The sequence below is a fragment of the Candidatus Magnetaquicoccus inordinatus genome (genome assembly GCF_004217665.1).
Taxonomy (GTDB): Bacteria; Pseudomonadota; Magnetococcia; order Magnetococcales; family Magnetaquicoccaceae; genus Magnetaquicoccus; species Magnetaquicoccus inordinatus.
In genome coordinates this window covers 1-13326 of sequence record NZ_RXIU01000023.1, presented here as the reverse complement: position 1 = coordinate 13326, position 13326 = coordinate 1, and the positions used below count along the sequence as shown (strand labels likewise).

Below are 13326 nucleotides of genomic sequence, written 5' to 3'. Positions count from 1 at the left end.
GTAAAAAGGAACTTTCACTTTGCAGCGGCAGGCCATAGATCAAATCCAGATTGATGGAGGGAAAACCGGCAGAGCGCGCCTCATCCACAACACGTTGATTCAGCTCCAATGGTTGCACCCGATTGACCGCCTTCTGTACCGCTGGATCCAGATCCTGTACCCCAATGGAGAGACGGTTAAAACCAAGGGCACGTAACTGCTTGATGGAACCAATCGGCATCTCGCGCGGATCGATCTCGATACCATACTCTCCTTGTGTATCATCAACCAAAGAAAAATGTTCTCTCAACGCCTCCATCAGTTGGCGCAGTTGATCAACGTCCAAATAGGTGGGTGTACCACCTCCCAAATGCAGTTGCAACACCGGCCTCTTTCGGGTAAACAGCCGACCCAATAGAGCAACTTCACGGAGAAGAGATTGCAGATAGCGTGCAGCGCGACTGCGATCTGGGGTAACAATTTTGTTGCACGCACAATAATAGCAAACGGTATCACAAAACGGGATATGTACATACAAGGAGAGGGGTCGGTCTGCTTGTTCTGCAGCAGAACGCTCTATCTCTGCACAAAACTCTTGTGCCGTAAACCCCTCCTGTAAATGTGGCGCTGTCGGATAGGAGGTATAGCGCGGACCCGATTGATTATATCGCTCAATCAACTCTCGATCAAAAAGAACCTGCTGTCTTGTTTGATCCCGATTCATACCCTTCTCTCCTATCCCTTTTGCAATGCTTGCTGTTGCAAGAGCAAACGGCTCTCTTCGCGCACTGCTGTCACCAGATCCACCACCCGTTGTGGATCCATGTCTTGAGCCATGCCATGTCCCAAATTGAATATATGTCCCGGATGGGCTCCATAATCCTGCAGCAGGCGGCGAACCTGTTGGCGAATGATCTGCGGAGAGGCATACAGCACTGCTGGATCCAAATTGCCTTGTAAAGCAGCACGTTGAGCAACATGCCGACGGGCAGATGCCAGATCGGTGGTCCAATCCAAACCAATCACATCACAACCGGTGGCAACCATCTCCTCCAACAAAGCACCACACCCCTTGGCAAACAATATCACCGGAACCGGTTGACCATCTGCACCAGTGCGTTGCAGTCGATCGACAATTCGGCGAATGCTGCGCAGAGAAAAAGCGACAAATTCCCGTGGCCCCAACACCCCCCCCCAGGTGTCAAAGATTTGAACAGCCTGTACCCCGTGTGCAATCTGAGCATTGAGATAATCTGCTACCACATCACTGATTTGATCGAGCAACTGTTGCAAAAGAGCTGGTTGGTCAAAAAGCATCCCTTTGATATAACGAAATGTTTTACTTGATCCCCCCTCGACCATATAGGTAGCCAAGGTCCAAGGTGAGCCGGAAAATCCAATCAAGGGAACTCTGCCGGCCAAAGCCTGACGAATTTGGGTCACCGTTTGCAAGACATATCCTAACTGCTCCTCTGGTTGCACTGGAGTCAGCCGTTGTAAATCGGCGGCATTACGTAAAACTGGTTCTAAAACAGGACCTTCTCCGCTGCCAAAAGAGAGAGACATACCCATGGCTTCCGGGACAACCAATATGTCGGAAAACAAAATGGCCGCATCCATATCAAAACGGTATACCGGTTGCAAAGTAACTTCCGTAGCCAAGTCGGGATTTTTGCACAGAGCCAAAAAATCACCAGCCTGTTGGCGCACGCGCATATATTCCGGAAGATAACGTCCCGCCTGACGCATCAACCAGATGGGAGTTTGCTCAACCGGTAAGGAGTGGCAGGCACGTAAAAATCGATGGGTTGGCTCATTAAGCATGGATATGTTCCTGTTGGAAAACGACCTTGGCTGATGGAGAGCATGCCAGTTACTGTTTTTAGTTTATTTATCTTAATAAAAATTTCGTAGTCGTTGCAGCCTGTGGAAAAGTGGATAATCTGCTCTAACAGTAGGACTGGCAGTCTGCTTTTCTGGTGCGGACGCCTGTGGAAAAGATGTGCTCATAACCTGTACGAAATGGTCAGGAGGGCTATCGGTCTCTCTTGGGATCGGCTTTTCCACAATCTATCAACGCTTCATCAACATGTTATGCACAGATGGCTGTGGATAACATGAAATAGCATTTTTAATCAATTACTTCCCTGTTTTATCTCCAGTTCTGAAACCGGGCGACGATAGACCAAAGAGCAGCCAATCTTGGCACTTTGCTTGGAATGAATGGGAATCAGCGCTTCATCCTTCAAACGAATCCATTTTTCTCTGGGATTGACTGTACGCACTGGTTGATCGGCAAGTGTGGGTCTGCTTGCTTCAGTATGTTCAAAACGTGCGCGCAAAATAGCTACAGTCGACTGGTCGGGACCATGAAATAAAAAATCCTTAAGAATATCGACAGGCCAGTTTTTGCTGGAGTTGGTCAGTTGCTCTTGCAGTTCGGCATCGACCTTCAAAAGCAAATATTGTTCGATCACAATCTCCTCACTGCTGCTTGAGGTGGTCAAAAAGGTCAAGCGGCGTGTTTGTTGCGAGGAGATGAACACCGTTGCAGGGATTTTTTTCCAGGCCAACAATTGAGCCGCCAAGGCAGCAGCACAACGGCGGCCAGAGGCGTTATGATAAAAATTAAAATATTCAAAAAACTTTTTCTCTAATAGATCAACATATTCCTCACCGCGTTCATAGAGCGAGTGTTCAATATAGTTGAGATAAACAGCCAAGCCGCGAATCGCATTATCCAGCAGTCGCTCCACTTTGACATGAAAATGGGTCAACTCAAAAGGCCACGACTCACCATCCTCAATACGCTGTACGAGCAAAGCATAATCAAGAGGCAGCAACATCTTCAGCAAGGCATTAAATTTTTCATGGTTGGTGTGACGCATCGACCATTTATACTGATTCAACTCAGTTAAATCAGGTGCCACCTCGATAAGATTTTCCTTATACAAACGGTTGCCTTCTCGAAAACGAAAATTTTTGCGCATCTTTTCCGGAATGGTGCCATCCACCAAAATTACCAGCGCACTGTTTTGCAGTTCAAACTCTTTGGCATTGGTAGGGGTGCCAGGTCGCAGTTTGCTTGGCGAAACAAAAGGATAGGGTATACCATGAAAGTTGAAATTATGATAAGAATCGAGCAAAGTATATTCGATCAGAGTGCGGGCAATCTTCTCTCTGGTAAACAGATAAGGATCCTGTCGGTTCTGCAAGAGAACTTTTTGGTCCGGCAAAATGAGTGAACAGGTATCCCTGGTCATGATCGAACGCAACCTTTCGACGACAACCGCACTAAAAATAAGCAGAACGACATCCTTGCAAATCCGGCGCATTGGCGCAGATGATCGGGTCACTGAACCATATTTCTGCCAATGGTCGCAAGGGTTTTTAATGAAGCGAACCACAAAAAAGGGCAAGAGATACCCCTGTTGTCAAAGGATGCACGATGGTCGAGATCATGCTACACTGACAGGATGGAAGAGAGAGTGTTCAACGAAATTTTTGGACTGTTTTCTTAACCCGGAGCAACAATAACGGAGTCGGAAGATGAGCACAGGAAAGATTATTGATGGTAAAGAGATTGCCAGACAGTTGCGCCTGCAACTGCATGAGGAGGCACAATCTCTGATATCGGAGCATGGAGTTACCCCTGGTTTGGCTGTTGTTCTAGTGGGCAACAATCCCGCTTCACATCTCTATGTACGCATGAAAAAACAGGCCTGTGTCGAAGTCGGTATCACCTCCTATTCCCACGAACTGCCGGAAGAGACCAGTGAAGAGGCTCTGCTGTCGCTTATCCAAACCTTGAATGAACATCCGGCAGTGCATGGAATTTTGGTGCAGATGCCCTTGCCAGCCCATATTCGCAGCCAACGCATTCTGGAAGCCATCTCACCAGATAAAGATGCCGATGGTTTTCATCCACGCAATGTCGGCTTGCTGGCTGTAGGCGCACCCTTGTTTCGTCCCTGCACCCCATGGGGTTGTATGGAGCTTTTGCACAGCATTGGTGTCAAACCGGCTGGACAATCAGCCGTCGTATTGGGTCGTTCCAATATTGTGGGCAAACCAGTGGCTTTGATGCTGTTGGCCGAAAATGCTACCGTCACCCTCTGCCATTCACAAACCAAACAGCTTCCAGAAATGGTACGGCAAGCGGATATTCTTATTTCAGCCATGGGCCAGCCAGAACTGATTCGTGGCGATTGGCTCAAACCAGGAGCGGTGGTCATCGATGTCGGAATGAATCGACGCGCTTCCGATGGTAAATTGTGTGGCGATGTGGCTTTCCAGGAGGCTTTGCCAAAAGTGGCTGCCATCACTCCCGTTCCCGGCGGAGTCGGGCCAATGACCATTACCATGTTGATGAAAAACACCCTGTTCAGCGCCAGCCGTTGTGTGGCCTGAATCAGATACAATGGCCAATAAACCAAATGGATGCGACAGTGTGACCCATGGGACGTATTGCACGGAAAATTTTGCAAGGCTTTGAAAAAGCCCGCTCCATGGCCGTCGTGGATTTTGAAGCCCATTTGGCAGCCAAAAAACGATCAGATGAATATCAGGGTCAACTGCATATCGTGGAGAGATTGTTGCGCCGTGGTTTTGATCCACTGCATGCCCACTATATCGCTGCCCAAAATTTGCTTTCCCTGTTGTGTGAAGAGCTGACTCTTCTGCCGGTCATGAAACCTTTTGTACGCATTGTCTCCGAGGCGGAAAATCTCTATATGCCTGATGGCCCACCCTTCAGCGCCTTGACACGCAGTTATTTTGTCTGCTGGGCCTTTTTTGATGTTTTGTTCGGCAAAGACAAAGAGAGTATTGGCAGTTGTGTCCAGGAGTTGAGTACGGATCTGGCCATTGACTCCTCTCTGCTCACCACCATTCAATTGATGCAGCATTCACGAATGGGTATTTATGAACATTGCGGAACTGCAGAATCGGAGATCATTCTTCGCGATTTGACCGATGATCGTACCTGCTATTGTTATGTGCCCACCGGCTATCAAGGTAAAACAGGTCAACTCTGGTATGTGCGCCTGATGCCTCCTTTGCCAGGCTATCACTACCATATTGCCTTTACCACCCCCTATATATTAATGAATACCCGCGAGGAGTGGTTGGCCTATCTGCACCGCATGGTGCCACAGACCAAAGGGCCCGAACTGCCTTGCCCGGTAACCGGGATTATCCAATATTTTTTGAAGCATGGCTTGCACGCCACCTATTGGCTGGATTATATCGTCTCCGGCTATGTCGGCGCCCAGGATAATGCTATTTTTTTGGCCGGAATACCTGATCAAATGGAAGCTCTCGCAACAGAATTGGAAGAAAATCCCTTTTGAACACAACCGCTCTTTCAACTGTCGCACACACTCCACTGTCGCTTGTTTTTGCATCTGAATTTTTAGTAAGGATCTACTCTTATGTGGCTTGATAAAATTATTGATCCGTTGCAGCAACCACAAATCATCAACGATTCCAAAACCCCTTCTGGTCGTGTGCATGTAGGCTCTTTGCGCGGGGTGTTGATCCACGATGCCCTTTTGCGCGGCTTGTTGGCCAAGGGAACAGAGGCAACTTTTCTCTATGGGGTGGATGATTATGATCCCATGGATGGAATGCCAGCAGAAGCTCCCGAAGAGATGCGTCACTATATGGGGCGTCCACTTTGTCAGGTTCCTGCGCCACAAGGATCAAACGCCACCGATATGGCTGATCACTATATCAGTGAATTTTTGGAGATATTTCAAGAGCTGCATGTCAATGCCCGCATCTATCGTATGCGCGATGTCTATCGCTCAGGCCGTTTTAATGCTGCCATCGATGCCATCTTAAGCCAATCGGCTCTGGTTCGGCAGATCTACCAACAGGTCAGCGGTGCCCAACGGCCCGATGATTGGCATCCATTCCAGGTAATTTGTCAACAGTGTGGTAAAATCGGCACTACCGTTGTCTCTGCCTATGATGGGCAGGAGGTGCATTATCATTGTCGGCCAAACCTGGTCAAGTGGGCGCAAGGATGCGGCTATCAAGGTAAGACCTCCCCCTTTGACGGGGCGGGTAAGCTGCCCTGGAAACTGGAATGGGCTGCCAAATGGCATACTTTTGCCATCACCCTGGAAGGAGCTGGCAAGGATCATTGTACCAAAGGGGGATCACGGGATATTGCCTCCGCAGTGTTACAAAAAATATTTGCCCAGCAGCCACCAATGAATGTGCCCTATGAATTTTTCTTGGTCAGTGGTGCCAAAATGAGCTCTTCCAAAGGTATTGGCAATGCGGCACGGGAGATGGCTGATTTTCTGCCACCAGAAATATTGCGCTATTTGATGATCGGCTCTGATCCGAAAAAGGCGGTCAATTTTAATACCGGACTGCCCTATATGAGCAAATTGTTCAACGAATTTGATCGGCTTTTACAAAATCGCCATGCCGGAAATCCGGATTCCACAACCCAGCAACTGCTCTCATTGGTCGAAACATCAGCCGATTCCACCTCTTATCTACCTATTCCTTTTCAATTGATCAGTACCCTGGTGCAATTGCCGCATATCGATCTGTTTCAGGAGGTAGAGCGACAAGCACCTGTGGGATGGTCACAAAGGGATCGCCAACAACTGCAACGACGCATTCAGGCCGCCCGTTATTGGTTGGACCATTTTGCCAACCAGGAAGATACCTTTACCATTCAACACAATTTGCCGGAAACGGCCCATACGTTGACCGCCAGCCAACGGGCTTTTCTGCACCAGTTGGCTGAGTTGATGATCAATCAGGCGGAGAAGGCAAGCGGTGAGCAGATGCAGGCACTCATCTTTACCGCAGCACGAATGATTCCTCTGGCACAGGCAGAGGCTTTTCAAGCCATCTATCAAATATTTTTGGCTAAAGACCGTGGGCCAAAAGCCGGTAATCTGCTGCCCTTTTTGGATCGCTCTTTCGTCATCGAACGGTGCCAAGCCCTTGCCTTCAGTCGGGATCAGTTGTTGCACGAAATAGCACAACCAGCGGAAATTGTTTTGCAGTGGCTGGCCGATCATCTGGCAACGGTACAATCGTTGCGCATCCACCTGGAGCTGCATCTCTTGCGCGGAGATGATTTTATCAGCCCGGAAGCCAGTTATCAGGTCAGCAAAGGGATCATTCATTGCCGGATTGCCAGCCAGGAGGGGATCATGCACCGGGCAATTCTCTTTGCCAGCAACGCCGGGTTGCTGATCAATCCTCTTCATGAGTCAAAACTGTTCCAAAACTCTGCCATTGCTTTGCTCGATAATCTGCGCCAACAGGTTGCCGATACCCTGGTGGAGGAAGAGGTCAAGATTGGTTTTGAGCACAATGGTCAGCAACTTGCTATTTACCAGACGGCTACTTAAACTGGTCCCGGATGACAAGAGCAGGTGCGGAGGGGGGTAAAACTCTTTTGCTGTCATGAATTAGCAAATAGAGAAAACGGTGAAAATACGCGAACAGATCGAGGGAAAAATGGAGTTGCCCGCTCAACCGGCACAACAGATACGCAGACCCATTTTGACAACGTTCCTTGTGGCGTTGTTGATTTTGTTAAGTGTGTTTGTTGTTTCAGTACATAGCTTGCACAAGCTGCATGAAGAGGTTGCCAGTTCCCAACTCCGGCAGGCCATCGAGCGTATTTTGGCCCATTTTCTTCAATCGCACATCGATGAAATGAGAGGCCATTTGCAGGGATTTGTACAAGATCGTTCCCTGTTGAAAACTTTTATAACCCAGGATCGTAAAGCTTTGCAGGCCGTTTTGCATGACAGATATGCCTCGCTCTCTTCCAGAGGAATCAGTCATATGTATCTGCTGGATACAGAACGACGTGTGGTGTTGCGCATGCACCAAACACATCGCCATGGTGATCGCATTGATCGGCAATCTGCGCTGCAGGCGGAACAAAGCAAAGAGATGCAATCTGGGTTGGAGTTGGGCCCTTTGGGAACCTTGACGCTGCGTGCGGTATTACCCTGGGATGTGGAGGATAAACGTTGGGGATATATCGAGCTTGGCGTCGAAATTGACCATTTTATGCAGTTGATCCGCAGCGCTTTGGGTATCGAAGCGCATATATTTGTTGAAAAAAAATTATTAAACCGGGAACGATGGTTGGAGGGAATGGCCATGTTGGAACGACCCGGATTGTGGGATCAATATGGCGATGTGGTCTGGATCAGCAGTGGTGATCAGGGTGTTTCTCGGGCCATGCACCACTATTTGCAATATAAAGTGTTACATGGAACACAGCAAAAAAAGTATGAGGAGCTTTTGGGAAGTGATAATCATCTGTATCTGTTTTTGCCTATCAAAACAGTAACAGGAGAAAATTTGGCTTGGTTGGGAATCAGCAAAGATGACAGCAAAGAGGATGAGGCCAAACGCATCCATTTGCTGGTTATTATTGCGAGCAGTATCATGATTGCTACGCTGGTTGGCATATTTTTATACCGATTGTTGCGGAACATGGAAAAGCGCTTGAGCAATGCCCAGCAGGCGTTGCAACAGAGCGAAAAACGGACCCGCGCCATTTTGGAAACGGCGATGGATGCCATTATATCCATAGATGAAGAGAGTCGGATTTTGGAGTTCAATCCGGCAGCCGAACGCATTTTTGGTTTCAAACGTCATGAGGTGTTGGGGCGCGATGTCACCGAAACCATTATTCCGTTGGAACTGCGTGCCAAGCATCGCCAAGGAATGGCGCGCTATTTGGCTACCGGAGAAAAACGAATAATCAACAAGGCAATTGAACAGATTGCCATTGATGTTGATGGCAAACGTCTACCGGTGGATCTGTCGATTACGGTGGTATCGGATCAAAGTTTCACCTTTTTTACCGCCTTTTTGCGTGACATCAGCGAGCGCCGTCATATTCTGGAATCTCTGCAAGATTCTTATACCATTCTGGAGCGGACCAATCAAAAACTGATCACCGAAATCGCCGAGCACCAGCATACCATGTCGCGTCTGGAGAGTGCTTTGCAACAGGCTGAAGCAGCCAACTTGGCAAAAAGCCAATTTTTGGCCACCATGAGCCATGAAATTCGTACCCCTATGAATGCCATTATCGGCATGTGTGATTTGCTCTACGAAAGCCGCCATCTCAATCAGGAAGAGCAGGATTATGTACGGGTGATGCGCCAGGCAGGAGAGACCTTGCTGGCGTTGATCAATGATATTTTGGATCTTTCCAAAATTGAAGCCGGGCAGATGATTCTGGAGGAGATCCCATTTTCTTTGGATCGTCTGATTATCAATGCCGTGGAGCTGATGCGTCTGCGTGCCATTGACAAGGATCTCTTGTTGATCATTGAAACGGGAACTGGATTGCCTGGGCAACTGATAGGTGATCCACAGCGCATACAGCAAATTGTGCTGAATATACTCAGTAATGCCATTAAATTTACCGCATCTGGTTCTGTGACAGTACGCATGGGTATGCTGGCACAACGGGGATGTTGGGTAGAGGTGCAGGATACCGGTATCGGCATTGATCCGCTGGTGCAGGAAGCGATATTTCAACCTTTCACCCAAGGGGAGATGTCTACCAGCCGCCGTTTTGGTGGTACAGGATTGGGGTTGACCATCTGCCGCAAGCTGATCACGCAAATGGGTGGAGAGATTACCGTGAGCAGTCGCTTGGGAGAGGGCAGCCTGTTTCGCTTTTGGCTGCCATTGTCTCTGGCAGAACAGGAAAAAGAGCAGATAGTTATAGCGCAACCGGCAGATCAAAAGAGTGTCAGCATACAGAATGCAAACGCAACAGAGCGGTCGATAAAGATATTATTGGTCGATGATGCCGATGATAATCGTTTGTTGGTGCGCGCATTTTTGAAACGCACCTCTTTTCAGTTGGTGGAAGCGGTCAATGGGGAGGAGTCTTTGCGCCTGTTTCAGGAGCAGCCATTTGATTTGGTCCTGATGGATATGCAGATGCCGATCATGGATGGTTTTGCGGCAACTCAACATATTCGGGCCTGGGAGCAGGCACACAAGCGGTCAACAGTTCCCATCATTGCTTTGACGGCTCATGCCATGAAAGAGGATGTAGCCCGCACCATAGAGGCCGGATGCACACTGCATCTTACCAAACCGATCACCAAAGGAACCCTCCTGGAGACCATACGCCAATGTCTGTTTCTGTCGGCACAGGCAACAGCAGGTGAGAAAAGCTGAACAGCGATTGCCGATAGATCTCACTCCTCATTTAGCAAACAGCAAACTGAACACCAAAGGAACTTCCTCCTGGAGAGCATACGCCAGTGCTAAGGAACTTCCTCCCGGAGAGCATACGCCAGTGCTAAGGAACTTCCTCTTGGAGAGCAATACGCCAGTGCTTGTTCCTGTCGGCAGAGGCAACGGCAGGTGAGAAGAGCTGGACAGCGATTGCAGAAAAAGCGCTATCCTCTTTTTTGTGGTCTGGAGAGTGGTTTGGGTGGGATGGAGTTTGTTTTCGGGAAAGAATTGTTTTTTTGGTTGGCTGGATTGGGTTTATTATTGGTCGGTTTGCCGGTAGTTGGGGAGGGTTTGTTGGAGGCAACCATGGGGAAGAAACTCCTTTTATGGAAGAAAATTAACACTTTGTAAGCTCCGCATTGTACAGGAACCGGTCAGGTGATACAAGAATTTTTTAACGCAAGCCAACAACTCCATCCGCTACGCAGAGAGCATTGGAATCTGTCATATAGTTAAAAAAAGCTGGAATGGCGTAACGTCGCGACTTGACAGTAGAGATTGCCTCCGTATAAAAGTGAGGCGGGGCGGTTGCAGCTCACTTTCATAACAACCGACCTGGCCGAGCGACTATCCAGGGGAAGGGGAGGAAGAGCATTGAACAAATCAGAATTGGTGGATGCTGTAGCAAGCAAAACCGGCTTGACCAAAGCGCATGCGGCGGATGCCATCGATGCCGTGGTCGGAACAATACAAGAGGTATTAAAAGCGGGCGATCAAGTCAGCTTAGTCGGTTTCGGGGTTTTTGCCACCGGTGAACGCCCTGCCAGAACTGGTCGCAATCCGCGTACCGGTGTAGAAATTCATATTCCCGCTTCCCGCTTGCCCAAATTCAAACCGGGTAAGGGCTTGCGTGATGCTGTAGCCTTGCCGCAACCTGTTGCTGCACCGGAAACAAGTAAGGCAAAACCAGAGACCAAAGCAGAAAGCAAAAGCGAAAAACCGGCTGCCAAAGTGGAAAAGCCTGTTGCCAAAGCAGAAAAAGGTGGTAAAAAAGGGAGCAAATAGGCTCCTGTGGCCAGAGTGCAATCCAGAGGAGTGGTCAATCGCTCCATTGACGGTTGATTGTTGCCAGGCTGGTGTCTGGAAAAATGGTGGTCAAAAAGTTTTACCAATGATATTGGGCGGGTAGCTCAGTCGGGAGAGCGTCGGCCTTACAAGCCGAATGTCGCAGGTTCGAACCCTGTCCCGCCCACCAAGCAATGACTTGCTGCTCTAGATGCCAAGAAATTGCATGAGCAAGAAGCAGTGCATTGCCGTCGACCGTTGACAAGGGAGATCGTTTCAGGTAGTACTATGGGAACGAAGCGGCAAGAGGCAGTCCCTGTGAGGTTGTGGCCTGCAGATGAATCTGCCTCTTGCCGGGCTATCGCTTCATCAGTAGTTCCACGCTTGTGGGGGTGTAGTTCAGTCGGTTAGAACGCCGGCCTGTCAAGCCGGAGGTCGCGGGTTCGAGCCCCGTCGCTCCCGCCATTATCTTTGCGCATTTCTCAAAACGGGTAAGCCTGATTCCGATGGCTTGCCCGTTTTTTTACCGGGCGTGTCCGGTGCATCGGCTCGGACCGTCCTCTTCTACACGTAACTGACTAAAGAGTGAGGAACCACACCAATGCAGATTACCGGCATGAAATGGGGAGCCAAACTGCTCAAGTATGTCGATTTTCCTACGGCAGAAGTTTTGGGTGCCGAAGCCACACCGGAGGAGATCCAGGCACTGATCGACAAATATGGCGGCGTTTTGGTGAAACCTGTTTTTAAGGGGGGTATCGGTAAGAAGGGTAAAGCTGGCTTGGTAGGAAAGGCCACCGACGTTCGTACAGCACTCAAAGAGAAGGAACGGCTCTATTTTGTTGAACATCGTCATGGCAATTCGGTTGCCAAGTCGGAAGGGGTGACCTACGAAAGCTTTATCAAGGCAGATTATGAGGTTTATGTCTCGCTGACCGACAGCACGATTTTCCGTGCTCCCACATTGACCATCACCCATCATGGCGGCGTCGATATCGAAGAGCTGCCTCCAGAAAAAATTGCTTCAGTTCCTTTTGATCCATTGACCGGTTTGAAGGGTTTTGTCATCTCCAATGCCCTGCAAAAACTGGGCGCACCCAATGAAATTATCAGTCCGCTGGTGCAAAATTTAACCAAATTGTGGGATCTGTTCCACAACTATGGCATGACCACCCTGGAGCTCAATCCCATCCGCGTTAGCCGCGATGCCAATGGACGGTTGACACCGATTGCCTGTGATTTCAAATGTTCCTTTGATGGTGATGATCGCAACTCAAAACGTCTGTTTCTGCCGGAAGATCTGGAAAATACCGATCTCTCCGAATATGAACTGGAAGTGAATCAGTTACGTACCTATCAGGGTCAATCGGATGTTTTTGTGATCAATCCAACAGGTACAGTGACGGCGATGACCTTTGGCGGCGGAGCCAATGCGCTGGTGACCGAACTGCTGGGTGATCGGGCAACCATCTCTTCCGATTTTGGAGGCAACCCGCCCTATGCCAAAATGAAAGAGATCAGCCGCATCACTTATAAACATTGGCTGCCACAGACCAATGTTCTGTTTATTATCGGCGGCAAAGCCAACAATACAGATATTTATGAGACCTTCCGCGCCATGGCTGATGCGCTGCGGGAATATTTTGCGGAACGGGGGCCCACACCATTGTTTGTTGTGGTTGGTCGGGGTGGACCCAATCTGGTGCGTGGCATGGGTTATCTGCGCGATGTCATGGATTCCCTTGGCCTGCCCTATGCCATGTTTGGCTTTGACTCGGCCATGAGCGAGGTGATCAACTATGCCATGGCTGCCGATGAGTGGATGGCAAACGGGGGACGTCAAATCATTGCCCAAAAGATGGGTATCCGCTAAGCGGATGCCAGCTCCCAGCAGCTTCCTGTACTGAAATGGGGGGTGCTGCGTGCGCAACATAATGGGGATAATGGACGGATCGTGCCGGGTTTTCGGACTTGCGGCGCACTTTTCCAAAAAGAGAGATTGAGGGATGCTATGGTCAGACAAGTAGACTTAGGACTCAACGAAGGTTACAACTTCATGCACGCCCGTGGCGAGGATGA

Annotated in this window: 8 protein-coding genes, 2 tRNA genes and 1 pseudogene; 8 read left to right on the top strand and 3 right to left on the bottom strand. The window is 49.2% G+C overall.

Annotated elements, in window-relative coordinates; translation table 11 throughout:
* The 3 genes from EJP87_RS03580 to EJP87_RS03570 all read right to left on the bottom strand — a co-directional run.
* Positions 1-703: radical SAM protein (locus EJP87_RS03580; protein WP_130470503.1), on the bottom strand; the 703-nt coding region annotated here is incomplete at its 3' end.
* Positions 704-714: 11 nt separating this feature from the next.
* Entirely contained in the window at positions 715-1803 is a 1089-nt protein-coding gene (gene hemE, locus EJP87_RS03575; protein ID WP_130470495.1) for a uroporphyrinogen decarboxylase, read from the bottom strand.
* A gap of 311 nt (positions 1804-2114) precedes the next feature.
* A complete protein-coding gene (locus EJP87_RS03570) occupies positions 2115-3242 on the bottom strand; it encodes a hypothetical protein (protein WP_130470494.1) in 1128 nt (375 codons plus the stop codon).
* Between the two features lie 286 nt (positions 3243-3528).
* Here EJP87_RS03570 and folD point away from each other — a divergent pair, with 286 nt between their 5' ends.
* From folD to EJP87_RS03530, 8 genes and pseudogenes are all read left to right on the top strand, one after another.
* A complete protein-coding gene (folD, locus tag EJP87_RS03565) occupies positions 3529-4389 on the top strand; it encodes a bifunctional methylenetetrahydrofolate dehydrogenase/methenyltetrahydrofolate cyclohydrolase FolD (RefSeq protein WP_130470493.1) in 861 nt (286 codons plus the stop codon).
* 47 nt (positions 4390-4436) lie between these two features.
* Positions 4437-5330 (top strand): hypothetical protein, encoded by an 894-nt coding sequence (locus tag EJP87_RS03560; protein ID WP_130470492.1) that lies wholly within the window; start codon positions 4437-4439, stop codon positions 5328-5330.
* 81 nt (positions 5331-5411) lie between these two features.
* On the top strand, positions 5412-7364 hold the full coding sequence (gene lysS, locus EJP87_RS03555) for a lysine--tRNA ligase (protein WP_130470491.1): 1953 nt from the start codon (positions 5412-5414) through the stop codon (positions 7362-7364).
* Between the two features lie 79 nt (positions 7365-7443).
* Positions 7444-10182 (top strand): ATP-binding protein, encoded by a 2739-nt coding sequence (locus EJP87_RS03550; RefSeq protein ID WP_130470490.1) that lies wholly within the window; start codon positions 7444-7446, stop codon positions 10180-10182.
* A gap of 654 nt (positions 10183-10836) precedes the next feature.
* Positions 10837-11103, top strand: a pseudogene (locus EJP87_RS18315) (HU family DNA-binding protein); the annotation flags it as partial.
* 258 nt (positions 11104-11361) lie between these two features.
* Positions 11362-11437: transfer RNA gene (locus tag EJP87_RS03540), tRNA-Val, on the top strand.
* Positions 11438-11635: 198 nt separating this feature from the next.
* Positions 11636-11712 (top strand) — tRNA-Asp (locus EJP87_RS03535).
* Positions 11713-11848: 136 nt separating this feature from the next.
* Positions 11849-13120: an ATP citrate lyase citrate-binding domain-containing protein gene (locus EJP87_RS03530; RefSeq protein WP_130470488.1), complete on the top strand. Its 1272-nt coding sequence runs from the start codon at positions 11849-11851 to the stop codon at positions 13118-13120.
* The last annotated feature ends 206 nt before the right edge of the window (positions 13121-13326 follow it).